Below are 23962 nucleotides of genomic sequence, written 5' to 3'. Positions count from 1 at the left end.
TGTAACATTATCAGGAACCCTGAGTCTTCAAGGTGACGAACGGGAGCGGATCATGGGATTGCTGCAGGACGCGGAATGGACCGGGCGGATCTTCACCGGCGCCTGGTCGCAGGGCACCGGAGGACCGCCGAACCAGGCGATCGAACCGGCCACCGGTGCCGTGCTGGGCGAAGTCGGGCAGGCGAGCGCGCAAGACGCCCTCGACGCCGCCCGCCGCGCCGCGCAGGCACAGCGGGACTGGGCCGCGACCCCGGTGTTCGAACGAGCCGCCGTGCTCTCCCGCGCGGCCGCCCTGTTCGAGCAGCACGCAGCCGAAATCGGCGACTGGATCGTGCGCGAATCCGGCTCCACCCGGTTCAAAGCGGGCATCGAGACCGGTGCCGCCACCGCCGAATGCACCGAGGCGGCCGCACTCGCCACCGCACCCCACGGTGAACTGCTGCACTCGCCGATGCCCCGGTTCAGCGCGCAACGCCGCGTCCCGGCAGGCGTCGTCTCCGTCATCTCGCCGTTCAACTTCCCGCTGATCCTGTCCATCCGATCCGTGGCGCCCGCGCTGGCGCTGGGCAACGCGGTGCTGCTCAAGCCCGACCCGCGCACCGCGGTCTGCGGCGGAGTCGTGATCGCCCGGATCTTCGAGGAGGCCGGGCTGCCGCCGGGAGTGCTGCAACTGCTGCCGGGCGGCGTCGAAGTCGGCAGCGCCTTGATCGACGCGCCGCAGGTGCGGGTGGTGTCGTTCACCGGCTCCACCCCGGCCGGGCGGGCCATCGGCGCGCAAGCGGCGCGAACGTTCACCCGCACGCACCTGGAACTCGGCGGCAACAGCGCGCTCATCGTGCTCGGGGACACCGACGTGGCGGCCGCCGCGTCCTGCGGCGCGTTCGGCAACTTCATCCACTCCGGACAGGTCTGCATGGCGGTCGGCAGGCACCTGGTGCACGAGTCGATCTACGAGGAGTACGTCGACGCGCTCGCCGCGAAGGCCGAAGCGCTGCGGGTCGGCGACGGGTACCGCGACGATGTGCAGCTCGGCCCGATCATCGACGGCAAGCAGCTCGACCACGCCAAGGACCTCGTCGACCGCAGCGTCGCCGCAGGTGCCCGGCTCGTCGCGGGCGGCACGCACGAAGGGCTGTTCTACCGGCCGACCGTGCTCGCCGACTGCACCCCGGACACCCCGGCCTACGCCGAAGAGGTGTTCGGCCCCGTCGCCTGCGTGCGCCCCTTCTCCGATGTGGACGAGGCCGTGGAACTGGCGGCCGACAGCGAATTCGGGCTCAGCCTCGGCGTGCTCGGAAACGACCTGGCCACGGCGATGTCCATCGCCGACCGAATCCCGTCGGGGCAGGTGCACATCAACGACCAGACGTTCAACGACGACGCCAACGCTCCGTTCGGCGGTGTGGGCGCGTCCGGTTCGTCCCGAGTCGGCGGGCCGCACGCCAACGCCGAAGCGTTCACCGAAACCCAGTGGATCACTCTGCGGCCTACTGTGGCTACTTATCCTTTCTGATTTCACGGCTCGTTTCGCTTGGGTGGTCGGGTGGCGGAACCTCAGTGAGCCTCTCGCTGCGGGATCTTTTTCCCTAGTGGCTCCGCCACGAGGGAAAAAGCTGTCCTCGCGAGAGGCTCACTGAGAACCCGCCGGTGGTCGTTTTTTGGACGTGGGCTATGTGCTTCGCACATACAGGCACGGCCTTCGGCCGCGAGGCAGCTGGCTTCGCCGCCTTCGCGGACTTCGCCGCCAAGGGCACGGCTTCGCCGTCAGGCAGGGCTTTGCCGCCAACGGCAGGGCTTCGCCGTCGGGCAAGGCCGTTGGGTGCGGGGCTGGGTCGTTTTGCGGCCCTTGGTGGGCTTCGCCGTCACGACCTCTGGTTCGTTGCTCGTTGGAGGGTGTAGGTGCGGGTTTCGGTTCAGTCGCCGAAGAGTTCGCGTACTCGTGCTTTGCGGATCTTGCCGGAGCCGGTGGTGGGGAGCTGGTCGGCGAAGCGGACCGAGCGGGGCACCTTGTAGCCGGCGAGGCGTTCTCGCAAGTAGGTCAGCAGCGTCGCGGGGTCGATTGTCGTGTCGGGTGCGGGCACGACCACGGCCCTGCCGACCTCGCCCCACTTGGCGTCGGGGACGGCGATCACCGCACAGGCCGTGACGCCGGGGAAGCCGTGGATCGCGTTCTCCACCTCGGCGGGATGCACGTTCTCGCCGCCGGAGATGAACATGTCCTTGAGCCGGTCGACGATGTAGACGTAGCCGTCCGCGTCGATGGTGGCCACGTCGCCGGAGTGGAACCAGCCGTCCCGCAACACCTCGGCGGTCTCCGCGGGCAGACCCCAATAGCCGGGCATCACGTTCGGGCCGCTGACCACGACCTCGCCGTGTTCGGCCGGGGCGACGTCCCGGCCGGACTCGCCGACGACCCGCACGTCGGTGAAGAACGACGGCACCCCGGCCGAGCCGATCTTGCCGGTGGCGTTCTCCTGATCCAGCAGCAGCGCTCCGGGCGCCGCTTCGGTCATCCCGTAGCCCTGCACGAAACCCAGGCCCCGGTCCAGGTAGCGCCGGATCGTGCCGGTCGGCACCGGGGAACCGCCGCACAGCAGGGTCCGCACGCCCGACAGGTCCGTGTCCGCCCAGCGCTCGTGCGCGGCGAGCGCGTCGTACATCGCGGGCACGCCGAACATCAGCGTGATCCGCTCCCGCTCGATCGCGGCCAGCGCCGTACCGGGATCGAAGGACGAGTGCAGCACCACCGTGCCGCCTTTGAGCAGCGTCGGCAGGCACACCATGCCCAGTGCGGCGGCGTGGAACAGGGGAGCGGCGACCAACGCGCGCTCGTCGGCGGCGAGATCGGTCTCGACCAGCACGTTGACGCTGTTCCAGGTGAGGTTCCCGTGCGTGAGCACCACACCTTTGGCGCGTCCGGTGGAGCCGGAGGTGTACATGATCAAGCACGGATCGGCGCTGCTCACGGGAAGGTCCACCGACTCCGGTGCGCCGCCGGCGGGCAAGGTGATCTCGCCCTCGGCGTCCACGTCGAAGCGGCGAGCGCGGGTCGCGAGCGCGGCGACCGTGTCCGCGTGCTCGGCGGTGCAGATCAGGACCGAGGCGCCGGAATCGTCGAGCACGTAGTCGAGTTCCGGTGCGGTGAGCCGGAAGTTCAGCGGTACGAACACTGCGCCCAGGCCGCCGCAGGCGAACAGGACCTCGAGGTACGCGGGATGGTTCGGCCCCAGGTAGGCGACCCGGTCGCCCGGACGCACGCCCGCCGACCGCAGCCGGTGCGCGAGGCTCGCGACGCGGGCGGCCAGCTCGGCGTAGGTGGTGGACCTGTCGCCGTGGCGCAGCGCGATCCGGTGCGGCGTCATCCTCGCCCGCCGAGCGGGCCAGGACCCGAGCCCCTGGTTTCGCATCGGACTCACCTTTCGCCGGGCGTCCGCCACCGGACGCGGACCGCGCTGTCCTTGGACGATCTCGCGCCGGGCCTCGCGGGACGAGGCCCGGCGCGGTGAATTTCCGCCGCGCGCGGCTACTTTTCGGGATCGAAGGTGCCGAGACCGGGCCGGTAGGTCTTGTCGTCGAGGAACTGGCTGAGGCCCTTCGCGCGGGCACCGGCCTGGTCGGCGAACTGCGACTGGTCGAGCTTCGCGTACAGGTAGTCCTCGGACTGGTCCCACGGCATCTCCGCGGCGATCTTGTAGCCGACCTTCGCCGCGTGCAGCACCACCTGGTTCATCGAGGCCAGCTTCAGTGCGAGCTCGCGGGTGCGTTCCCGCAGCCTGTCGGCGGGCACGGCTTCGTTCACCAGCCGCATGCGGGCGGCCTCGGTGCCGTCGAAGGCCTCGCCGGTCATGATGTGGTACAGCGCGTCGCGCTGGCTGACCGTCGCGGCGAGCGCGCGGCTGACCACGCCGCCCGGCGGAATTCCCCAGTTCACCTCGGAAAGCCCGAACTGCGCGCGCTCGTCGGCGATGGCCAGGTCGCACGCGACGAGCGGAGTGAAGGCGCCGCCGAAACACCAGCCGTTGACCATCGCGATGGTCGGCTTGATCCAGTGCGCGAGCCGCTTCCACTGCCATTCGGCGCTGGCCCGGCGAACCCTGGTCTGCACCGCGGCGCTGCCGGTCGCGTCGACCTCGCGGAAGTACTCCTTGAGGTCCATGCCCGCGGAGAACGACTCGCCCGCTCCGGTCAGCACCAGCACCCGGCAGCGATCGTCGCCTTCCAGGTGGTCGAGCGTGCGGACCATCTCGTCGTTGAGCGTCGGGTTCATCGCGTTGCGCTTGTCCGGCCGGTTCAACGTCACCCAGGCGATGCCGTCGTTGAACTCCACCCGCACCGTGTCGCCCCAGGGCTCCGGGGCTCCTTGCCGCTGTCCGTCGCTCACCGCAGCACTCATCGGCCACCTCGCTTATTCATCAGGGTTCCTGATGGATGTTTAGCAGTGCGATTGCGGGGTGGTCAAGGTCGGCGAAGCGCTGGGGTTGTTCGCCGCTCCGAAAGGGGAGGCGACCGTGCTTGATCATCCGGTGGTGAGGCTCACAGTCGGAAGTTGGCGGCAGCGGTGAGCGGCCGGGCCGGTGCTCACTTCGTGCGGAAATTGCTTTCCTGGAAGATGTCCGAATCGAGTCCACTGTGGAGCAAAAGTGCTCGCGGTGCGCCGAAGTCTTGATCAAGAGTGGGGCGGCGGCTGTAATCCCCTCTGAACTCGGGCCGCCGTGGCCGGAGCACGGCCGCAAGCGCGAAGGAATGCAGATGACGGTTTCCGAACTTCCGCCCGAATCTCGGCCGCGCCAGGTGGAGACGGATGTCCTGATCATCGGTTCCGGCCCCGCCGGAGCCTCCGCCGCGCTGTTCCTGTCCACGCTCGGCGTGGACAACGTCATGGTCACCAAGTACCGGTGGACCGCGAACACGCCCCGCGCGCACATCACCAACCAGCGCACCATGGAGATCTTCCGCGACGTCGGCATCGAGCAGCAGGTCCTCGCCGAGGCCACGCCGCACGAGCTGATGGGCGACACCGTCTTCTGCACCGCCATCGCCGGGGAGGAACTGGGCCGCATCCGCACCTGGGGCACCCACCCGGCTCGGCACGCCGACTACGAACTCGCGTCACCGTCCTGGAACTGCGACATCCCGCAGACCTACCTGGAACCGATCCTGGTCAAGAACGCCACCCAGCGCGGCACCCAGACCCGGTTCGCCACCGAATACCTCTCCCTGGAGCAGGACGCCGACGGTGTCACCGCCCGCGTGCGGGACCGGTTCACCGGGCACGAGTACGACATCCGCGCCCGCTACCTGATCGGCGCCGACGGGGCGCGGTCGCAGGTCGCCGCGGACATCGAGCTGCCGATGCGGGGTGAGCTCGACACCGCCGGGTCGATGAACATCACCTTCACCGCCGACCTCACCGAGCACGTCGCGCACCGCCCCTCGGTGCTCTACTGGGTGGTGCAGCCGGGCGCGAACGTCGGCGGCATCGGCACCGCAGCGGTGCGCATGGTCCGGCCGTGGCACGAGTGGATGATCGTGTGCGGCTACGACGTGCACGGGGAGCCGCCGGTGCTCGACGACGACGGCGCCACGACGATCGTGCGGCGGCTGCTCGGCTTGCCCGAGCTGGACGTGAAGATCACCGGAACATCGTTGTGGGGCAACAACGAGCAGTACGCCACCCGGTTGCAGTCCGGCCGGGTGTTCTGCGCGGGGGACTCGGTGCACAAGCACCCGCCGAGCAACGGGCTCGGCTCCAACACGTCCATTCAGGACTCCTACAACCTGGCCTGGAAGCTCGCCGCCGTGCTGCGCGGCCAGGCGGGAGCGGAACTGCTGGCGACCTACACGGCGGAGCGGGCGCCGGTGGCGGAGCAGATCGTGTTGCGCGCCAACCAATCCGGGCGCGAGTTCGGACGGTTCTTCGAGGCGCTGGACATCGCCGAGCCCGGCTCCGACGCCGAGATGGTCGCGAACATGGAGCAGCGCAAGGCGGGCACCCCGGAAGGGGCGGCCAAGCGGGATGCGCTGCGTCGCGCGATGGAGCTCAAGGATTACGAGTTCAACGCGCACGGCGTGGAAATGGGCCAGTTCTACGAGTCCGCCGCGATCGCCTCCGACGGTTCCCTCCGGCCGGAACCGGAACGCGACCCGGAGTTGTACTACCAACCGTCCACAGTGCCCGGTTCGCGACTGCCGCACGCGTGGGTCGGGGACAGCCTGCGCAAGATCTCCACGCACGACCTCGCACCGGCCACCCGGTTCACGCTGCTGACCGGGATCACCGGGCAGGTGTGGAAGGACGCGGGCGACAAGATCGCCCACGAGTTCGGCGTACCGCTGGAGACCGTGGTGATCGGTCCCGGCCGGACGGTCACCGACCTGTACTTCGATTGGGCGCGGTTGCGGGAGGTCGCCGAGGACGGCGTGCTGCTGGTCCGCCCGGACAAGCACATCGGCTGGCGCTCGCAGGGGCTGCCCGCCGACCCGGTGAACGCGCTGCGCGCGGCGATGAGCACGATCCTCGCTCGCCGCTGATCAGCTCATCCCGAGCGGATCAACCGGCCTGCATGGACTTGGCGATCTCGTTCGCGATGCGCAGGTCGAGTCCGAGCCGTTCGCGCAGCAGCCGGACGACCTCGATCTCCGCCTTGTGCTCGACCAGCGGGCGCAGCTGCGCGGTCAATTCCGGGTCGCGTTCCCGGATCGCCCGGACGACCTCGGCGTAGCCGGTGGGGTGCTCGTCGTCCTCGACGAGCCGTTCGGTGAGCAACTTCGCCTGCAGCAGCGAGATCGCCGGAATCGCCTCGCGCAGAATCGACACCGCGCGGGCCTGATCACCGGTGCGCATCAGCTCGCGTACCGCCTGCCGGATGTCCCACGGAACCGGGATCGCCCACAGCAGCTCGCGCTGCCGCTGGGCGCTGAAACCCTGCCGGAACCGCAGCCACTTGCTCAGCACCACCAGCACCAGGGCGATCGCCAGCAGCACGAGCACGAGCACGAACACGACGCGCATCTGATCGGTCGGTTGCGCCTGCGCGGCCGCGAGCGGCGCACCGGCGGGGCCTGCCCCGAACCGGAGGATGATCGACATGATCGGGATCATGCCTGAGCACGCTCCGCCGCGAGAGCACGGGTGCCCCGGCGCTGCGCCGCTCGCCGTTCGCCGCGCGTCCGGACGGGGGAGAGCGGTGGTGCGCCTCCCGCGTCCGGACTCGGATCACCAGTCGGCTTCGGTGTAGCGGACGATGCCGCGCAGGTTCTTGCCCTCCCGCATGTCCTGGTATCCCTTGTTGATCTCGTCCAGCGAGTAGGTGCGGGTCACCAGCTCGTCCAGCTTGAGCCGCCCCTGCCGGTACAGGTCGAGCAACCGCGGTACCTGGGTGCGCGGGCTCGCACCGCCGAAGATGGCGCCCTGGATGCGCTTCTGCAGCAGGGTCAGCTCGAACATGCCGATCTTCGCGTCGGTGGCGGCCGTGTCGGCGAGCGCGGTCACCACCACCTGCCCGCCCTTGCCGGTCATCGCGAGCGCCTCGGCCAGCTGATCGCCTTCGAGTTCGCCGACCGTGAGGATGGTCGTGTGCGAGAGACGGCCCCAGGTGATGTCCCGCAGCGGCTCGAGGGCCTCTTCCATCGAACCGAAGGTGTGGGTGGCGCCGAACTCGACGGCCTTCTCCCGCTTGAACTCCACCGGGTCGACCGCGACGACGAAACGCGCGCCCGCGGCCGCCGCGCCCTGCACGGCGTTGATGCCGATGCCGCCCGCGCCGACGATGACCACGGTGTCACCGGGGCGGGTCGCACCGACCTCGGTCGCCGAACCCCAGCCCGTCGCCACGCCGCAGCCGAGCAGCGCCGCGGTCTCCAGCGGAATGTCCTGCTCGATCTTGATGACGCTGGACTGGTTCACCGTCACGTACGGCGAGAACGTGCCCAGCAGGCACATCGGGGCCACCGGTTTCCCCTGGTACGTCACCCGATGGGTGCCGTCGGAGATGGCCTGACCGGTGAGCAGCCCGGCGCCCTGGTCGCAGAGGTTCTGCATCCCGGCCGAGCACGGACGGCAGACACCGCAGGCGGGGATGAAGCCGAGGACCGCGTGATCGCCTTCCTGCACGCCGGTGACTCCGGCGCCGACCTTCGTCACCACCCCCGCGCCCTCGTGCCCGCCGAGGACCGGGTACACCGGCACCGGCATCGCGTTGGTGCGCAGATGTTCGTCCGAGTGGCACAGGCCTGTCGCCGCGAGCTTGAGCTGCACCTCGCCCGCGACGGGATCTCCCACTTCGATCTCGTCGATGGACCAATCCTGACCAGGTTCGTGGAGAAGCGCGGCCTTGGTCTGCACGATTCTGTCCTCCCGCGAGGCATGGGCGGACGGCTCGGTCCGCCGGAGAAACGATGGCGTCGTCGGCATCGGGCGAGGAGCGCGGTCGATCCCGCTCCCCGGACACGGGGAATTAAGTGACCTGAGTCTCATGCAGACGGTGTCATGTGTCCTGGTGACCGGTCAAGCGGTCAGCGTTGACTCCGTTCGGTGAGGGAAGGTGATCGACGAGGCCGTGGTTTCCGCCCGTTCGATTCATTGCGCCGGTGCGCTCAGCCGTGCTCGGTGAGATGTACGGAGTTGTCGTCGCTCGTGCGAACGGCCCGCGAGACGCCGCGCTCGTCGTCGCTCTCCGCAGCATCGCGGACCCCCGGTGTCAATGCGCGCCGCGTGCGTCGGACTTCATCCACTTACCGCGCCCCGGCGTGATCTCGCGCACCGTTGAATCGGCGTGACCTGGGGTAGCTTTTCGAATATGCCATTCTCCGATCCGGCCTCTCCCGCCGAAGCCCTCCAGCTCCTGCTCGCCGGCAACGGACGCTTCGTGGACGGCGCCCGCCTGCACCCGAACCAGGACGCCGACCACCGAGCCGCACTGGCGCCCGGGCAGAAGCCGTTCGCGGTGCTGTTCGGTTGCTCCGATTCCCGGCTCGCCGCCGAGATCATCTTCGACCGCGGGCTGGGCGACCTGTTCGTGGTGCGCACCGCCGGGCACGTGGCCGGTTCCGAGGTGCTCGGCAGCATCGAATACGGCGCCGGCGTGCTCGGTGCCCCGCTCGTCGTGGTGCTCGGGCACGACTCCTGCGGTGCCGTCACCGCCGCCTCGAACGCCTACGACGACGGCGATTCGCCCACCGGCTACATCCGCGACGTGGTGGAACGGGTGTACCCGAGCGTGCTCAGCGCCCGCGCCGCCGGTCGGAACTCGATCGACGAGATGGTCGACGAGCACATCCGCAAGACCACCGACTTCCTCGTGGAGCGCTCCGGAGTCCTGGCCGACAAGATCGCCTCCGGTGAGTGCGCCGTGGCGGGCCTGTCCTACCGCCTCCACGAGGGCACCGTCCGGGTCGTCTCCGGCCACGGAGCCCTCGGCGAGAACCTGGTGACGAACTGACCTTCCCGGCGAGGTGAATGCCACTTCGTCCGGCCCCACCGGGTGAGTGGGCCGTTCACCTCACCGGTGTCATCGAGCCGATGGCCCCGTTGACTTGACCGCGAAGGGGCCGTTCACCTGGTCGGTCAGTCCTCGGTGCGGAAGCGGGCGGCCAGTTCGCTGCGGGAGGCGATGGCGAGCTTGGCGTAGATGCGGGTGAGGTGGAACTGGACGGTCTTGACCGACACGTACAGCTCCGTCGCAGCCTGCTTGTTGGTCATGCCCGCCGCGACCAGTCCGGCGACCGCGCGTTCTTGGGCGGTCAGGCCGGTCAGGTCGGTGGCGCGCTTCGCGTGCAGGCCGCCCGCTTTGAGCTCCCGGTCGCAGCGCCGCACGTAGGACCGCGCGCCGAGGGCGTGGAAGGCGTCGCGCGCCTGCTGCAGCAGCAGGTCGGCCTCCCGGCGTTTGCCCGCGCGCCGCAGCGTCTGCCCGTAGGCGAAGCTCACCCGCGCCGTTCGTAGGGCAGCGGTAGCGGTTCCAGCAGCCGCAGCGAGTTCTCGAAGGTCGTCGATGTCGCCCCCGGCCCGGCGAGGTCACCCGTGAACTGCTGGCGGGCGCGGCGACGGCGATCAGCATCAAGACCGCCCGCACCGGATTCACCTTGTCGCACCGGGTGCTGGCGCTGAGCTCGGGTCTCGGCGCGGAGGTCGTGCTGGGCAACCAGATCGACGGCCAGCTCGGCACGATGTGCGCCGTCGCGTTCGGATCCGCGTTCGAAGCGACCTCGTTGCGCGCGGGGGAGCTGTCGAACTTCCTGGACATGAGCGACGACCTGCTCACCGAACCGCTGGAGACCAGGGACGGGACGCTCCCGGTCCGCACCGGGCCAGGGCTGGGTGTGCAGATCGACCCGGACAAGCTCACCCGCTACCGCCAGGACTGAGGTGGTGTCCGCTTGAGTTCTGGATCGGAAACGACCTGCGTAGCGGGTCGCTCAGCGGCTTCCTCACCGCCTCTTCGCCGGTATGTCCGAGGCCGTGCACAGCGAAATCGCCGTCCTCACGGGGAAGCCGCTGAGAATACGCCGGTGGTCGTCTTGCTATGGCCGGTCGCTGCTCAGCTGACAGGATCACGACTAGAAGATCATTCTGCGGGATCTTCCGCGTGAGCCGGGCACCACCGGCCAGGTGACCTCGCTGTTCGCTGCCCTCGTTGATGCGGCATGATCGACGAGGGAGGGGATCCGATGAGCGAGAGCCGCGTCGTCCAGGCCGCTGAAGGCACGTACCTGGTCCACGGGAGCAGCACCAACTGGGTCATCCTCGTCGAAGACGACTCGGTGACGTTGATCGACGGCGGCTATCCGGACGACGCGGACGCCGTGGAGGCGTCGGTGCGCGAAGTCGGGTACCGGATGCGGGACGTGGAGGCCGTGCTGGTCACGCACGCGCACGTGGACCACATCGGTTCGCTGCCGCAGCTGACCGCGAAGTACGGCATTCCCGTTTACCTGGACCGGGTCGAGGTGGCGCACGCGAAGCGCGAGTACCTCCAGCAGGCCACGCCGAAGCAGATCCTCGCCAACGCGTGGCGGCCCGGTGTGCTGCCGTGGGCCGCGCACGTGGTGCGCGCCGGGGCGTTGAAGCCGTGCGCGATCCCGTCCGCCGAGCCGTTCCCGCGTGAAGGCGCGCTGGACCTGCCGGGCAGGCCGGTGCCGGTGCCGACGCACGGCCACACCTCCGGCCACAGCAGCTACCACCTCCCCGGTCGCGGGGTGCTGATCAGCGGGGACACCGTGGTAACCGAACACGGCACGTCCCGGGTGAAGGGGCCGCAGATGCTGCTGCCGATGTTCCACCACGACGGCGCTCGCGCGTTGCAGTCGCTGGACTCGCTGGAGGGCCTGCGGGCGGACGTGCTGCTGCCGGGGCACGGGCCGATGCGCACCGGGCCGCTCGGCAAGGCGTTGGGCGAGGCTCGGGAGAACGCGGCACGACACTTGCGGTGAAACCGGTTCAGGCGGTGAAGCGCAGCACCGGGAGCATCGCGTACTCGTCGGCGTCCTCCGGTGCGTCGGCGGCGCAGGCCGCCAGGCGATCGTGGAGCTCCGAAGTGTCCAGCTCGGTGCCGATCAGCACCAGGGACGTGCGGCGGGGTTCGTCGCCGGGCCACGGCGCGCGGTGGAAGCGGACGTAATTGCCCACGGTGTTGAGCCGGAACTTCTGCCGATGCCCGGGAATTCCGAAGTGGACGGTGCCCTTCATTCGGTAGAGCCCGCTGGGCCGGTCGTCGAGGAAGCCCATCAGTGCTCGCGGGTCCATCGGCCGGTCCGAGGTGAATTCCACGCTCTGGTAAGCGGAATGCGCGTGCTCGGAGCAATCGTGCTCGGCCATCAGGTCCGAAAAGGACAGTTGCCGAGGCCCGGTGTCGGCGGGCCGTTCCGGACCGTCGAACAGGAACGCCGGATTCACCTGCCCGCGCACCGCTTCCAGCACCGGCGCTCCGGGCGCTTCGGCGGCCACCGTGTCGCGCAGCGCGGCGAGTTCGGTCGCCGAGACGCGGTCGATCTTGTTCAGCACCACCGCGTCGGCGTAGCGCAGGTGCGCCGCGAACTCCGGGTGGCGTTGCCGTGTCCCGTCGAACTCGACGGCGTCCACCACCTCGACCAGCCCGCCGTAGCCGGTGTTCGGGTCCTCGCCCGCGAGGAGCATCCGGATCAGTTCCCGCGGGTCGGTGAGGCCGCTGCACTCCACGACGATCACGTCGATGCCCGCGCCGGGCTCGGCCAGCCGCGCGAGCATCGCGTCCAGGCCGCTCGCGTCTACGGCGCAGCACAGGCAGCCGTTGCTCAGCGACACCATCGAATCCACTTGACCGGCGACGTTCATCGCGTCGATGTTGATGCTGCCGAAGTCGTTGACCACCACCCCGATGCGGGTGCCGCCCGCGGTGGCCAGCAGGTGGTTGAGCAACGTGGTCTTGCCCGAACCGAGGAAGCCGGCGACGAGCACCACCGGGATCTGCCTACCTGCCACGGGATTCCTCTCAGCACGGCTCGCGTAGTGGGTCGGTGGCGGAACCTCGGCGGCTCCTCGCTGCGTCCCCGGCTGGTGCGTCAGCGATTTCCCCAGGCCACCGGCACGGGGAAAGTGCCGTCCTCACGAGGAAGCCGCTCCAGAACCGGCCACCGGTCGTCCTGCTCGGCCGGCCACTGCTCGGCTCCGCCGCTGACAGGACACCGCTCGGAAGATCACCCCGCACGGACCTGCCGGCCCCCCGAACCTACCGGGTCACCGTGACCGGTCGCGGCGGGTGGGTGTCGTGAACCTAGGACATTTCGACCCTGTTACCGCCGCCGGGCGCCCCGCAGAGTGGGCACGTCCCCACCCCGGGACGCGTTGTCCACACTCGCCGCCGTCGAACACGGCGGCGAGCGCTCGCGAGGAGTGCACCCGAGAATGACCGGCGATCCCACCACGACCGACCTGGTGCTTCAGGTGAACGGGCGAGCTCTGCCCATGACCGTTGACAACCGGGTGACGCTGCTCGACGCGCTGCGGGAACACGCCGGGCTGACCGGCGCGAAGAAGGGCTGCGACCACGGCCAATGCGGTGCCTGCACGGTGCTCGTCGACGGCAGGAGGGCCAACGGGTGCCTGCTGCTGGCGGTGGCCGCCGAAGGCCGCGAGGTCGTGACCATCGAAGGCGTCGCCGAAGCCGGCTCCGCCGAAGGGCTGCACCCGATGCAGCGGGCGTTCCTGGAACGCGACGGTTTCCAATGCGGCTACTGCACTCCGGGGCAGATCTGTTCGGCGATCGGCGCGCTCGCCGAAGCCGACCGGGGCTGGCCGAGCCACGTCACGGCCGATGTCGCCGACGGCGTCCCCGACGCGGCCGCCCTGGACGAGGCGGAGGTGCGGGAGCGGCTGAGCGGCAACCTGTGCCGCTGCGGCGCCTACGCGGGCATCCGCGAGGCCGTTCTGGACGTCGCTTCGACGGTGGGGGCGCACCGATGAAGCCGTTCAGCTATGCCCGCGCCACCGACGTCGCCACCGCCTCGCTGGCCGCGCAGCGACCCGGCGCGATGCTGCTCGGCGGCGGCACGAACCTCGTCGACCTGATGAAGCTCGACGTGCTGCGCCCGAGCTCCTTGGTCGACGTCACCGAACTCGGCCTGGACCGGATCGAACACGACGCCGACGGCGGAGTGCTCATCGGCGCGGGCGTCCGCAACAGCGACCTGGCCGGGGACGAGCAGATTCGCCGCAGGTTCCCGCTGCTCGCGGAGGCGGTGCTGGCCGGAGCCTCCGGGCAGGTGCGGTCGATGGCCACGACGGCGGGCAACCTGGTGCAGCGCACCCGCTGCCGCTACTTCCAGGACACGACGAAGCCCTGCAACAAGCGGGAACCCGGTTCGGGCTGCCCGGCGATCGAGGGAGCGCACCGCGACCTCGCGGTGATCGGCACCTCCGACTCCTGCGTGGCCGCGCACCCGTCCGACCTGGCGGTGGCGCTGGCCGCGCTGGACGCGGCGGTGCACGTGCGGCGCGCGGACGGCTCCGAGCAGCGCTATTCGCTCGACGACTTCTACCGGCTGCCCGGCGACACCCCGCAACGCGAGACGGTCCTCGAACCCGGCGACCTGATCACCGCCGTGTCGGTGCCCGCGCCGCCTGCCGGGGCGCGGACGCGGTACCGCAAGGTCCGGGACCGGGCGTCGTTCGCGTTCGCCGTCGTGTCCGTCGCCGTGTCGCTGACCGCGCACGCTGACGGTTCCCTCGCCGAACTGCGCGTCGCCTTCGGCGGGGTGGCACCGAAACCGTGGCGGGCGCGGGCCGTCGAACGGGCGCTACGGGGGCAGCGGCCCGACGCGGAGCTGCTGCGCGCCGCGGGCCGCGCCGAGTTCGCCGAGGCGCGGCCGCTGCCGCACAACGAATTCAAGATCGACTTGGCCGCCGACGTGCTCGCCGCCGTCGTCCGCGACCTCAACGAGGAAATCGAGCGATGACCACTTCCGAACGCACCGTCGGTACCGGGCTGCGCCGCAGCGAAGGCCGGGCGAAGGTCACCGGCCAGGCCACCTACTCCTACGAGTGGCGGATGGAGCACTCCGCCTACGCCTGGCCCGTCACCGCCACCATCGCGCGCGGGCGGATCAGGTCGATGGACCTCGGCGCGGCACTGGCCGTTCCGGAGGTGCTGACGGCGATGGAGCCGGGCGCCTCGGGGCGGCTGGTGCGCGGCGCCAACCCGGAGACTTGGATTCTGCAGGACCACGAGGTGCTGTTCCGCGGGCAGATCATCGGTGCCGTGGTCGCGAGCTCGCTGGAAGCGGCTCGGGAGGCGGCGTCGCTGGTGCGCGTCGACTACGAGGAACAGCCGCACCAGTCGGTGCTCGACCCGGACGGTGAACTGGAAACGACGCCGACGGTCAACGCCGGATACCCGTCGATCACCGATCGGGGCGACGTGGACGCGGCGTGGGAGTCGGCGTCCGCCCGGATCGCCGCGACGTATTCGATGCCCGCCGAGCACACCAGTTCGCTGGAGCCTTACGCGACCATCGCGCGCTGGGACGACGAGGAACTCACGCTGCACAACTCCGACCAAGGACCGGCGATGTCGGCGGTGGAGTTCGCCGCGTTGTTCGGCCTGCCCGACGGCGGAGTCCGGGTCATCGCCGAGCACATCGGAGGTGGATTCGGCGCGAAGGCGTTCCCGCGCTCGATTCCGGTGCTGGCCGGGCTCGCGGCGAAACTGGTGCGGCGGCCGGTGAAGGTGGCCGCCACCCGGCAGCAGATGTTCAGCCTCGCCGGGCACCGCGCGCCCACGGTGCAGCACGTGCGGCTCGCCGCCGACAGCGCGGGCGGGCTCACCGCAGTCGACCACGAGTCGATCACGCACACCTCGCGGTACGGGGAGTTCATCGAGCAGGCGGCCACCGTCGGCCGCGTGATGTACGGGACGTCGAACTTGCGCACGTCCCACCGCATCCAGCGGGTCGACCTGACGACTCCGGGACCGATGCGGGCGCCGGGGGAGATGCCGGGCCTGTTCGCCCTGGAGTCCGCGATGGACGAGCTGGCTCACGAACTCGACCTGGACCCGATCGAGCTGCGGGCGCGCAACGACCCGGAGGCGGAACCGGAGTCGGGATTGCCGTTCAGCAGCCGGAATCTGGTGGCCTGCCTGCGGGACGGGGCGCGGCGGTTCGGCTGGGACGGCCGCGATCGCACCCCGGGTGCGCGTCGCGAAGGGCGCTGGCTGCTCGGCACCGGTGTGGCGGCTTCCAGTTTCCCCGCTTTCACGCTGCCGTCCTCGGCGACGGTGCTGGCTCACGAGGACGGCACGTTCACCGTCCGGATCGCGGCCGTGGACATCGGCACCGGGGCGCGCACCGCGCTGCTGCAGCTGGCAGCGGACGAGCTCGACGTGCCGTGCGAGAACGTGTCGGTGCGGGTCGGGCGCAGCGCGTTCGGGCCGGCGCCGTTCGCGGGCGGCTCGGCGGGCACCGCGTCCTGGAGCTGGTCGATGATCAAGGCGATTCGGTTGCTGCAGAAGGACATCGGCGAACACGGCGGCGTCGTCCCCGACGGTGGACTGGAGGCGACGGCGGACACCTCCGAGGACGTCGCGGGCAGGCCGGAGCTGGCGCGGCACGCGTTCGGCGCCCAGTTCGCCGCGGTCCGCGTGGACTCCGACAGCGGCGAGGTGCGGGTGGACCGGCTGCTCGGCGTGTTCGCCGCCGGACGCATCGTCAACGCCTTGACCGCGCGCTCGCAGCTGCTGGGCGGCATGGTGATGGGCCTGTCGACGGCGCTGCTCGAACAGGGCGAGATCGACGCGGTGCACGGCGACTTCGTCAACGCCGACCTCGCGAGCTACCACATCGCCGCCAACGCCGACGTCCGCGACATCGAGGCCCACTGGATCGACGAACACGACGACGACCTGAACCCGGCCGGAGTCAAGGGAATCGGCGAGATCGGCGCCACCGGAACGGCGGCAGCCATCGCCAACGCCGTCCACCACGCCACCGGTACTCGAGTCCGCGACCTCCCGATCACCCTCGATCGAATCCGCGCCACCGGGTGAGCCCCGGACGGTCGCGTCGGGAGGGTCTGCTCTGGCCAGGGCCGATCCTCGGTCAGCGGTCGTTCTCCTGCTCCGTTGCGGTCGCCGGTGCCTCGTAGGTGGGCTGCCACATCGCGTCGTGGACGGTTCGGACGAGATCGTCGGGTGCGGCGGTGGCGACGCCGTCCTCGACGGCCGCCTCGGCGACCGCGACGGCGACGACGGCCGAGGAGGCGCGCAGGTTCCGCACCGGTGGCAGCAGCGAGGAGCCCGGTTCGGCGACGTCGGCCTGGGCGGCCACCGCGTTCGCCGCGGCCAGCAGCATGCCGTCGGTGATGTGCTCCGCACCGGCCACGATGGTGCCCAGCCCGAGGCCCGGGTAGAGCAGGGCGTTGTTGGCCTGTCCGATGGTGTAGGTGGTGCCGTCGTAGGTGACCGGGTCGACGGGGATACCGGCGGCCACGAGGGCCTTGCCCTTCGACCACGGGATCGCCTGCTCCGGTAGCACCTCGATGCGCGAGGTGGGGTTGGACAAGGGCAACAGGATCGGGCGGTCCACTCCGGCGCAGAGTGCTTCCACGACCTCCTGGGTGAACGCGCCGTGGACGGTGGAGGTGCCGATGAGGATCGTCGGCTCGACCCGCTGGACGACGGTCAGCAGGTCGATCTTCCCGCCGGTGCGCTCCCAGTCACGCACCTCCGCCGCCGGGCGGGCGTAAGCGGACTGGTACTCGGGCAGGCCGTCCATGTCGTCCGCGACCAAGCCGTCTTCGTCGATCAGCCACACCCGGGACTTCGCCTGCTCCGAGGTGAGACCGCCCCGGACCATGGCGGCCGAAATCTGGTCGGCCATGCCGGTGCCGGCGGTGCCCGCGCCGAAGACGACGAGCCGCTGCTCGGCGAAGGACTGCTCGGTCACCTTGAGCCCGGAGATGACGGCGGCCAGCACGATCGCCCCGGTGCCCTGCAGGTCGTCGTTGAAGATCCGGTGGTTCGCCGCGTTGTCGACCAGGATGCGCCGGGCGTTGGACGGACCGAAGTCCTCGAAGTGCAGCACCGCCCGCGGAAACAGCTCGGCGACGGTGGACAGGTACAGCGCCACGAAGTCGTCGTAGGCCCCACCGGTCACGCGGGCGTGCCGGTTGCCGAGGTACATCGGGTCGTTGAGCAGGATCTGGTTGTCGGTGCCGACGTCGAGGTTGACCGCGATCACCCGCCCCGGGTGGATTCCGGCCGCGGCGGTGTAGACGGCGAGCTTTCCGATGGAGATGTCGGTGCCGTTGACGCCCCAGTCGCCGATTCCCAGGATCTGCTGCGCGTCTGAGACGACGATGAGGTCGACGTCGTCCGGTCCCAGCCCGAGGTTCTCGAAGGAGGCCCGGACGTCGTTCGGCCTGTCGATGGACAGGTACACCGCCCGGGAACGACGGTAGTCACGGCTCCACTGCTGGATCGCTTCGCCGACCGTCGGGTCGTAGACCACGGGCAGGAGCTCGGGCAGGTGGTCCAGCAGGAGCCTGAAGTACAGCGTCTCGTTGCGATCGTGCAGCGTGTCCAGGTAGATGTACTTCGCCAGGTCCGTGGGCTGCTGGTTCAACTGGGCGTAGGCCCGGGACGTTTGCTGGTCGAGGGTCTCCACCGCCGACGGCAACTGACCGGTGAGGCCGAGCTCCGCGCGCTCGGCCGGTGTGAAAGCGGTGCCGCGGTTGCGCAGCGGGTCGCACAGCACGGGTGGAACATGGCCCACGGTCCCTCCGTTCCTGCCGTGAACCTCGAGGCCTGGACGGCTTTCGAAGGATGGCCCACGGGCGGTAGCGCTGCCCCACGGCGGACGGACGATGCTTCGTCACCAACCACGCTAAGTCCTCCCACGCGTCCGCTCAAACCGTGAGGAGCACGTCCAGGGCCGCTCCCGGAACGTGTGCCTCGCACGATCGGCAGGGCGGTCGCGGCGGACGTTCCTGCGCCCGGTGGTCGAGCTCGGCCGACCGGTGGCGCGGCCGTGCGCGGGGCGTTGTCAGCATGTGACAAAGCAACTTGGTGGTGAGGTTCGCGGACGGCAACATTCGACCTGACCGGCTCGGGTGAGCCGGGCCACACGAATGGGAGGCACCTCATGGCCGCACAGGCAACGACGCCGCGGGTCGCGCTGGTCACCGGAGCTGGACAGGGCATCGGCCGGAGCATCGCGCTGCGGCTGGCCGCCGACGGGCTGGACGTCGCGGTCAACGACATCCCGTCGAACGAGGCGGCGCTCAAGGCCGTCGCAGCCGAGATCGAGGCCGCCGGGCGCCGGAGCACGACGGTGCTCGCCGACGTGTCCGACCCGGTGGCCGTGGACGAGATGGTCGAGCAGGTCGCAACGGACCTCGGCAAGCTCGACGTGATGATCGCGAACGCCGGGATCGCGCACGTCAAACCGCTGCTGGAGGTCACTCCCGACGAGTTCGACCACCTCATGTCGATCAACCTCCGCGGCGTGCACCTGTGTTACACCGCCGCGGCCAAGCGGATGATCGCCCAAGGCGGCGGCGGCAAGATCATCGGGGCGTGTTCGATCGTCGGGTACCGGCCGTTCCCGCTGCTGGGGCCGTACTCGGCGTCGAAGTGGGCGGTGCGCGGACTGACGCAGGCCGCGGCGATGGAGTGGGCGCAGCACGACATCACCGTCAACGCCTACTGCCCCGGCATCGTGGGCACCGCCATGTGGGACCACATCGACGAGAAGCTCGCGGAGAACGAGGGGCTGCGCAAGGGCGCGGCGATCGACAAGTACTCCGAGCTGATCCACCTCGGCCGGGTCTCGGTGCCGGAGGACGTGGCGAAGTTCGTGTCCTACTTGGCCTCGCCCGACTCGGACTACATGACGGGGCAGTCGGTGATGATCGACGGTGGCATCCAGTTCTCCTGACGCCACCGCCGGGCACCTGATCCGGGTGAACGGCCCGTTCGCCCAGTCCGCTTGGTCGAATGGGCCGTTCACTCCGCACTTTCGGCTCGCCGGGGCGGGCCGGCGCGGCGGGAGAGGCGGTCGATCCACCAGGTGTAGAGCACCGTGAGCAGTGTGAGCGGCAGGACTTCCCACGCCGAGTAATCACCGGCCTGCTCCATTCCCGGAACGCCCTGGGTCGACTCCATCAGCACGGAGCCGACGTTGTTCACCACGTGCAGCGCGATGGCCGCCTCCAGGCCACCGGTGCGGATCGTCAGCCAGCTCATCGCGATCGCGAACACGAACAGGTCGGCGATCACCAGCGGATCGTCGTACTCGTGCAGTGCCACGAACAGCAGTGCCGTGAGCACCGCGCCCGGCCACGGGGTGCGCAGCCAGGAAGCGAAGCCCTGCAACAGGAATCCGCGGCACAGGTACTCCTCGGCGGCGGCCTGGAACGGCACCACGGCCAGCGTGATCAGCGCGAGCAGCAGGTAGTGCGGCCAACCCGGCCACCCGCTGAGGTCCAGTGATTCTCCTCGGGCCAGGCCGAACGCCGTGACCGCGGCGAAACCGGCCAGCGCCCACCACCCGCAGCGCCACATCCACCGCCACCGCAACCGTCCTTCCACACTGGACAGCGTTCCGGCCGGGCGGCGGTGCGCCCACCGGGCGGCCAGCAGCACGGCGGGCAGCAGCGCGGCAATGGACGCCATCATCGCCGCGAGTTCCCACGTCGGGTCCGCGAACCCGTCCACGTCCATCTCGAATCCGGCCATCACGGCGATCCCGGCCAACGCGCCGAACGTCGCCATCAGTGCGAACCCGCCGAGCACGGTGAGCAGCCCGAACCCGATTAGGGTGCGCCACCAGCGATGCCGAGACGTGCGCTGCAACAGGTGGTACGGAACGCCTTCCGCCTGGTCGGCCCGGGGTGGTTGCTCTTGAAGCATCTGAGTCCTCACATCGATCGGTCCTGATCAACATTAGAGGTGCGCTCGTGGAACGGTCTTCATCCGAGCGGCCACTGCCGATGGCCGATCGGACACGCCTTCCGAGCCACCCGGCGCTACCGGGCCGATCGGGGTGCGGTGAGAATGTCGTTGTGTCCAGGGAAAAACCAGCGCGGTATCCGTCCGCCGTGGCCGCCGAGGCGGAACGGATCGTCGCTGCTGTGCGCGCCGCACCCCGCCGGACGATCGTGCTGGAGTCCGTGTGCTTCGCGCTGCTGCTGGCGGAGGGCCTGCTCACTCCGGCGTTCGTGCTTCGCGATCCGCTGCCGCTGCCCGTCGCCGTGTTCCTCGCCGTCTACGCCGCGACGCTCGTGCCCGCCCGCAGGCGGTGGCCGGTCGGAGCACTGTTGGCGACCACCGTGCTGGCCGTCGGTGATTCCATGGCCGCCGCGTCGGTCGCGTCGATCGTCGTCGCCTTCACGGCCGCCCGGCGGGTGCGGTGGGATTGGCGGCTCTGGTCGGCGGTGCTGATCACGGCCGTCGTGAAGGCGGTGCTGGTGACGTTGCGCGAGGAGGCCATGCCGCTCGGCCAACTGGTGTCGGCGCAAGCCCTCTACTTCGCCATCGAACTGCTCGTGCCGCTGATCGCGGGCGCGCTGCTCGGTGCGCGTCAGCCGCTGGTGCGTTTGTTGCGGGAGCGCAACGACTACCTGGAGCAGGCTCGCCACCTCACCGCCGAACAGGCCCGTTCAGCGGAGCGGGCGAGCATCGCCGGCGAAATGCACGACATGCTCGGGCACCGGCTGTCGTTGCTGTCGCTGCACGCCGGGGCGCTGGAGCTGACCGCCGCGAAGGAGACGCCGAAGCTCGGTGACCAGGCGACCTTCGTGCGCACCACCGCCGGTGAGGCGCTCACCGAACTTCGCGAGATCCTCGGTGTGCTCCGCTCCGGAACCAGCGAGCACGAAGCGTTCGACGAGCGAAGCGGCTGCCGGCCGGACGTGGAACGCCTCGTCGCGGAGTCGCGGGCGGCGGGCATGCCCGTCTCGCTGGACTGGCGCGGCGCAGACCTCGACGGAGTGGACCCGCGGACTCGGCACGCCGTGCACCGCATCGTGCGGGAAGGGCTCACCAACGCCCACAAGCACGCGCCGGGCGCCGCCGTCGTGGTCGAGGTGACCGCCGCCGACCGGATCCTGCTCCGCGTCGGAAATGGCCCGGGGGAGGCGACGGACCGTCCGGCGTCCGGTTTGCGCAGCGGCCTCGCCGGGCTGGAGGAACGCGCCCGGATGCTCGGCGGCGAGCTGGCGGGCGCCGCCGCGCCCGACGGCGGTTTCGCGCTCCGGGCGGAACTGCCCGCGCGGCCGCCGATTTCCGCGCCGCGCCAAGAGATCGGGCCGGTGCGGGAGCCGCCGCCGGTGCTCGACGCCGATGTGCTGACGCTGCCACGTGCTCTCGGCGCAGGATGCCTGCTGCTGATCCTGGGCCTGCTGCTGCTCGGCACGAGCGTGGCCCTGGTGGTCGTTGCGTTCTACCGGTGACCTACGATCCGGCCCATGATCAGGGTGCTCATCGCGGACGACGAGGCTCTGATGCGCACCGGCATCCGGCTGATCCTGGACAACGCCGAGGACGTCGAAGTGGTCGCGGAGGCCGCCGACGGACCCGAGGCGGTGCACGCCTGCCGCAGCCAGGAGGTCGACGTGGCCTTGCTGGACGTGCAGATGCCCGGTGGTGATGGCATCACCGCCGTCGCCGGGATCGCGCGGGAGTCGCCGCGCACCCGCAGCATCGTGCTCACCGCGTTCGGCGACGACCGCAATGTCGCGCGGGCGTTGCGCGTCGGCGCGGGCGGATTCCTGCTCAAGGACACCGGCCCCGCGGAACTGATCCGAGCGGTGCGCCAGGTTTCCGACGGCGAGCCGATCCTCGCCCCGCAGATCACCCGGAGCCTCATCGAACGCCACCTGCTCACCCCGGACGCGGCCGAACCCGCGCGGCGGCGCATCGCCGAGCTCACCGAGGCGGAGACCGACGTGCTGCGGCAGGTCGGCGCCGGCTCGTCCAACGCGGAGATCGGGCAACACCTGCACATGGCCGTGGGCACGGTGAAGGCGCACCTGAGCCGCCTGCTCGCGAAGCTGGACTGCACGAACCGAGTCCAGGCCGCCATCCTCGCCCACGACGCAGGCCTCCTCAACGACTGAGCTCCCCAACACCGGCGCGGCCGGAGTGAGCGGACCGTTCGTCCAACGAGATTGGTCGAACGGTCCGTTCACTCGCTCCGGTTCGGTGAGGGTCTGTCGTTGTGGTGTCGGGAGGTTGGAGTGAGCGGACCGTTTGTCCAAGGGGATTGGTCGAACGGTCCGTTCACTCGCTCCGAGTCGGTGAGGGTCTGTCGTTGCGGTGCCGGAGGTTGGAGTGAGCGGACCGTTTGTCCAACGGGATTGGTCGAAGGGTCCGTTCACTCGCTCCGAATCAGTCGCTGCTCAGGCGGCGGCGGAGGCGGTGGGGCGGTGCGTGCGGCGGGCGTCGAGGTGGTAACCGGCCCAGAACCCGGCGATGCCCGCGGTGACGACGGCGATGGTGCCCAAGGCGTGCAGCATGATCAGAGTCCTTCCGGCGCGGCGAACGATCAGCTCCGGGACCGGTGCGGCGGACCGGAGCCGCCGCGCTGTTCAACCGGAGGGCGTCAGTCTCGACCCGCCACGTGTCAGCGCCATGAAACCGCAGCAACGGCCCTGTTACCAGCGAAGATCCAGCAAGCGCTCACCCGTTGACGCCGGTCTCGGTCACGCCGCGCACCAGGTACCGCTGGAGGCCGACGAACAGCAGCACGATCGGCAGGATGGAGATCGCCGCCGCCGCGAACAGCAGGTTCAGCTGCGGGTTCTGCGCGGTGAGCAGCCCGGAGAGCGCGACCTGCACGGTCCACGACGACGAGTCCTGAGCGATGACCAGCGGCCACAGGAACGAGTTCCAGCTCCCGATGAACGTGATGGCGGCGATGGCGGCCAGGAACCCGGTGGAGTTCGGCAGCACGATCCGCCGGAACACGCCCCACCGCCCGAGGCCGTCGATGCGTCCCGCGTCCTCCAGTTCGCTGGGGAAGTCCAGGAAGAACTGCCGGAACAGCACCGTGTTCAGCGCGCTGAACAACCCCGGAACGACCAGTCCGCGCAGGTCCGAGAGCCAGCCGAGGCTGGAGACGAGCACGAAGCTCGGCACGAACGTCACCGAGGTCGGCACCAGCAGCGTCGCCACGACCACGCCCAGCACCTTGCCGGAGTGCCGGTACGGAATCCGCGCCAGCCCGTATCCGGCGGCCGAGCACAGCAGCAGCTCACCCCCGGTCTGCAGCACCGCCACCATCGCCGAGTTGAGCAGGCTGCGGGCGAAGGGCACTTCGGTGTCCACGAACAGCGCGGCCACGTTCTCCCAGTGCAGGTCGGCGGGCAGGAACGTCCACTGCGGTGAGGTGATCTCCTCGCGGGTGGCGAGCCCGTTGCGGATCAGCAGGTAGAACGGCAGCAGGAACAGCGCCGCCGCGATCACCAGCGCCGTCCAGCGCAGCACGGCTCCGG

Annotated in this window: 19 protein-coding genes and 1 pseudogene; 11 read left to right on the top strand and 9 right to left on the bottom strand. The window is 70.0% G+C overall.

Annotated features, from left to right (window positions below; all coding sequences use genetic code 11):
• The first annotated feature begins 52 nt into the window (after nucleotides 1-52).
• Nucleotides 53-1513: an aldehyde dehydrogenase family protein gene (locus tag H2Q94_RS19580; protein ID WP_243788655.1), complete on the top strand. Its 1461-nt coding sequence runs from the start codon at nucleotides 53-55 to the stop codon at nucleotides 1511-1513.
• Between the two features lie 400 nt (nucleotides 1514-1913).
• Here the strand turns inward: H2Q94_RS19580 and H2Q94_RS19575 are convergent, their stop codons facing one another.
• Nucleotides 1914-3407, bottom strand: coding sequence for an acyl-CoA synthetase (locus H2Q94_RS19575; RefSeq protein WP_243788654.1), 1494 nt, complete (start codon nucleotides 3405-3407; stop codon nucleotides 1914-1916).
• 116 nt (nucleotides 3408-3523) lie between these two features.
• A complete protein-coding gene (locus H2Q94_RS19570) occupies nucleotides 3524-4393 on the bottom strand; it encodes a p-hydroxycinnamoyl CoA hydratase/lyase (protein ID WP_243788653.1) in 870 nt (289 codons plus the stop codon).
• Nucleotides 4394-4749: 356 nt separating this feature from the next.
• On the opposite strand from H2Q94_RS19570, the gene H2Q94_RS19565 reads away from it, so the two are divergent.
• A complete protein-coding gene (locus H2Q94_RS19565) occupies nucleotides 4750-6531 on the top strand; it encodes an FAD-dependent oxidoreductase (RefSeq protein WP_243788652.1) in 1782 nt (593 codons plus the stop codon).
• 19 nt (nucleotides 6532-6550) lie between these two features.
• Here H2Q94_RS19565 and H2Q94_RS19560 read toward each other — a convergent pair whose 3' ends face one another.
• Both H2Q94_RS19560 and H2Q94_RS19555 read right to left on the bottom strand, forming a co-directional pair.
• Nucleotides 6551-7090, bottom strand: a complete 540-nt coding sequence (locus H2Q94_RS19560; RefSeq protein WP_243788651.1) for a hypothetical protein — start codon at nucleotides 7088-7090, stop codon at nucleotides 6551-6553.
• A gap of 126 nt (nucleotides 7091-7216) precedes the next feature.
• A complete protein-coding gene (locus H2Q94_RS19555) occupies nucleotides 7217-8344 on the bottom strand; it encodes an NDMA-dependent alcohol dehydrogenase (protein ID WP_243788650.1) in 1128 nt (375 codons plus the stop codon).
• Between the two features lie 454 nt (nucleotides 8345-8798).
• On the opposite strand from H2Q94_RS19555, the gene H2Q94_RS19550 reads away from it, so the two are divergent.
• Nucleotides 8799-9440, top strand: a complete 642-nt coding sequence (locus H2Q94_RS19550) for a carbonic anhydrase (RefSeq protein WP_243788649.1) — start codon at nucleotides 8799-8801, stop codon at nucleotides 9438-9440.
• Between the two features lie 125 nt (nucleotides 9441-9565).
• Here H2Q94_RS19550 and H2Q94_RS19545 read toward each other — a convergent pair whose 3' ends face one another.
• Nucleotides 9566-9925: a helix-turn-helix domain-containing protein gene (locus H2Q94_RS19545; RefSeq protein WP_243788648.1), complete on the bottom strand. Its 360-nt coding sequence runs from the start codon at nucleotides 9923-9925 to the stop codon at nucleotides 9566-9568.
• Between the two features lie 77 nt (nucleotides 9926-10002).
• Between H2Q94_RS19545 and H2Q94_RS19540 the strand changes: the two are divergent.
• A pseudogene (locus tag H2Q94_RS19540) lies at nucleotides 10003-10362 on the top strand (enolase C-terminal domain-like protein); the annotation flags it as partial.
• A 303-nt stretch (nucleotides 10363-10665) separates the two neighbouring features.
• Nucleotides 10666-11427, top strand: a complete 762-nt coding sequence (locus H2Q94_RS19535) for an MBL fold metallo-hydrolase (RefSeq protein ID WP_243788647.1) — start codon at nucleotides 10666-10668, stop codon at nucleotides 11425-11427.
• A gap of 7 nt (nucleotides 11428-11434) precedes the next feature.
• Here H2Q94_RS19535 and H2Q94_RS19530 read toward each other — a convergent pair whose 3' ends face one another.
• Nucleotides 11435-12454: a CobW family GTP-binding protein gene (locus tag H2Q94_RS19530; RefSeq protein WP_243788646.1), complete on the bottom strand. Its 1020-nt coding sequence runs from the start codon at nucleotides 12452-12454 to the stop codon at nucleotides 11435-11437.
• Nucleotides 12455-12877: 423 nt separating this feature from the next.
• On the opposite strand from H2Q94_RS19530, the gene H2Q94_RS19525 reads away from it, so the two are divergent.
• From H2Q94_RS19525 to H2Q94_RS19515, 3 genes are read left to right on the top strand one after another with little or no spacing between them, the layout of a single operon-like run.
• Nucleotides 12878-13435 (top strand): 2Fe-2S iron-sulfur cluster-binding protein, encoded by a 558-nt coding sequence (locus H2Q94_RS19525; RefSeq protein WP_243788645.1) that lies wholly within the window; start codon nucleotides 12878-12880, stop codon nucleotides 13433-13435.
• The gene (locus H2Q94_RS19520; protein ID WP_243788644.1) at nucleotides 13432-14427 is read left to right on the top strand and encodes an FAD binding domain-containing protein; all 996 of its coding nucleotides are present in this window, start codon (nucleotides 13432-13434) and stop codon (nucleotides 14425-14427) included. Before H2Q94_RS19525 ends, H2Q94_RS19520 begins: the two co-directional genes overlap by 4 nt.
• On the top strand, nucleotides 14424-16514 hold the full coding sequence (locus tag H2Q94_RS19515) for a xanthine dehydrogenase family protein molybdopterin-binding subunit (protein WP_243788643.1): 2091 nt from the start codon (nucleotides 14424-14426) through the stop codon (nucleotides 16512-16514). Before H2Q94_RS19520 ends, H2Q94_RS19515 begins: the two co-directional genes overlap by 4 nt.
• A 52-nt stretch (nucleotides 16515-16566) precedes the next feature.
• Here the strand turns inward: H2Q94_RS19515 and H2Q94_RS19510 are convergent, their stop codons facing one another.
• The gene (locus H2Q94_RS19510) at nucleotides 16567-18240 is read right to left on the bottom strand and encodes an NAD-dependent malic enzyme (protein WP_243788642.1); all 1674 of its coding nucleotides are present in this window, start codon (nucleotides 18238-18240) and stop codon (nucleotides 16567-16569) included.
• A 369-nt stretch (nucleotides 18241-18609) separates the two neighbouring features.
• Between H2Q94_RS19510 and H2Q94_RS19505 the strand changes: the two genes are divergently transcribed.
• Nucleotides 18610-19404 (top strand): acetoin reductase, encoded by a 795-nt coding sequence (locus tag H2Q94_RS19505; RefSeq protein WP_243788641.1) that lies wholly within the window; start codon nucleotides 18610-18612, stop codon nucleotides 19402-19404.
• 68 nt (nucleotides 19405-19472) lie between these two features.
• On the opposite strand, the gene H2Q94_RS19500 is transcribed toward H2Q94_RS19505, so the two are convergent.
• Nucleotides 19473-20378, bottom strand: coding sequence for a CPBP family intramembrane glutamic endopeptidase (locus H2Q94_RS19500; RefSeq protein ID WP_243788640.1), 906 nt, complete (start codon nucleotides 20376-20378; stop codon nucleotides 19473-19475).
• A 188-nt stretch (nucleotides 20379-20566) separates the two neighbouring features.
• On the opposite strand from H2Q94_RS19500, the gene H2Q94_RS19495 reads away from it, so the two are divergent.
• Nucleotides 20567-21919 (top strand): sensor histidine kinase, encoded by a 1353-nt coding sequence (locus tag H2Q94_RS19495; RefSeq protein ID WP_243788639.1) that lies wholly within the window; start codon nucleotides 20567-20569, stop codon nucleotides 21917-21919.
• A gap of 15 nt (nucleotides 21920-21934) precedes the next feature.
• Nucleotides 21935-22585, top strand: a complete 651-nt coding sequence (locus H2Q94_RS19490; protein ID WP_243788638.1) for a response regulator — start codon at nucleotides 21935-21937, stop codon at nucleotides 22583-22585.
• A gap of 562 nt (nucleotides 22586-23147) precedes the next feature.
• Here the strand turns inward: H2Q94_RS19490 and H2Q94_RS19485 are convergent.
• Nucleotides 23148-23930, bottom strand: coding sequence for a carbohydrate ABC transporter permease (locus tag H2Q94_RS19485; protein WP_243795801.1), 783 nt, complete (start codon nucleotides 23928-23930; stop codon nucleotides 23148-23150).
• Between the last annotated feature and the right edge of the window lie 32 nt (nucleotides 23931-23962).

This window comes from Saccharopolyspora gloriosae, from assembly GCF_022828475.1.
GTDB classification, from domain to species: domain Bacteria; phylum Actinomycetota; class Actinomycetes; order Mycobacteriales; family Pseudonocardiaceae; genus Saccharopolyspora_C; species Saccharopolyspora_C gloriosae_A.
The sequence above is the reverse complement of the archived record's forward strand: the minus strand, read 5'-3'. Positions and strand labels throughout refer to the sequence as shown.

Excerpts from the sequence above, each read along its gene's own strand:
- H2Q94_RS19580 (WP_243788655.1), top strand. The coding sequence starts at position 53 with ATGGGATTGCTGCAGGACGCGGAATGGACCGGGCGGATCTTCACCGGC.
- H2Q94_RS19575 (WP_243788654.1), bottom strand. The coding sequence starts at position 3,407 with ATGCGAAACCAGGGGCTCGGGTCCTGGCCCGCTCGGCGGGCGAGGATG.
- H2Q94_RS19570 (WP_243788653.1), bottom strand. The coding sequence starts at position 4,393 with ATGAGTGCTGCGGTGAGCGACGGACAGCGGCAAGGAGCCCCGGAGCCC.
- H2Q94_RS19565 (WP_243788652.1), top strand. The coding sequence starts at position 4,750 with ATGACGGTTTCCGAACTTCCGCCCGAATCTCGGCCGCGCCAGGTGGAG.
- H2Q94_RS19560 (WP_243788651.1), bottom strand. The coding sequence starts at position 7,090 with ATGTCGATCATCCTCCGGTTCGGGGCAGGCCCCGCCGGTGCGCCGCTC.
- H2Q94_RS19550 (WP_243788649.1), top strand. The coding sequence starts at position 8,799 with ATGCCATTCTCCGATCCGGCCTCTCCCGCCGAAGCCCTCCAGCTCCTG.
- H2Q94_RS19535 (WP_243788647.1), top strand. The coding sequence starts at position 10,666 with ATGAGCGAGAGCCGCGTCGTCCAGGCCGCTGAAGGCACGTACCTGGTC.
- H2Q94_RS19525 (WP_243788645.1), top strand. The coding sequence starts at position 12,878 with ATGACCGGCGATCCCACCACGACCGACCTGGTGCTTCAGGTGAACGGG.
- H2Q94_RS19520 (WP_243788644.1), top strand. The coding sequence starts at position 13,432 with ATGAAGCCGTTCAGCTATGCCCGCGCCACCGACGTCGCCACCGCCTCG.
- H2Q94_RS19515 (WP_243788643.1), top strand. The coding sequence starts at position 14,424 with ATGACCACTTCCGAACGCACCGTCGGTACCGGGCTGCGCCGCAGCGAA.
- H2Q94_RS19505 (WP_243788641.1), top strand. The coding sequence starts at position 18,610 with ATGGCCGCACAGGCAACGACGCCGCGGGTCGCGCTGGTCACCGGAGCT.
- H2Q94_RS19500 (WP_243788640.1), bottom strand. The coding sequence starts at position 20,378 with ATGCTTCAAGAGCAACCACCCCGGGCCGACCAGGCGGAAGGCGTTCCG.
- H2Q94_RS19490 (WP_243788638.1), top strand. The coding sequence starts at position 21,935 with ATGATCAGGGTGCTCATCGCGGACGACGAGGCTCTGATGCGCACCGGC.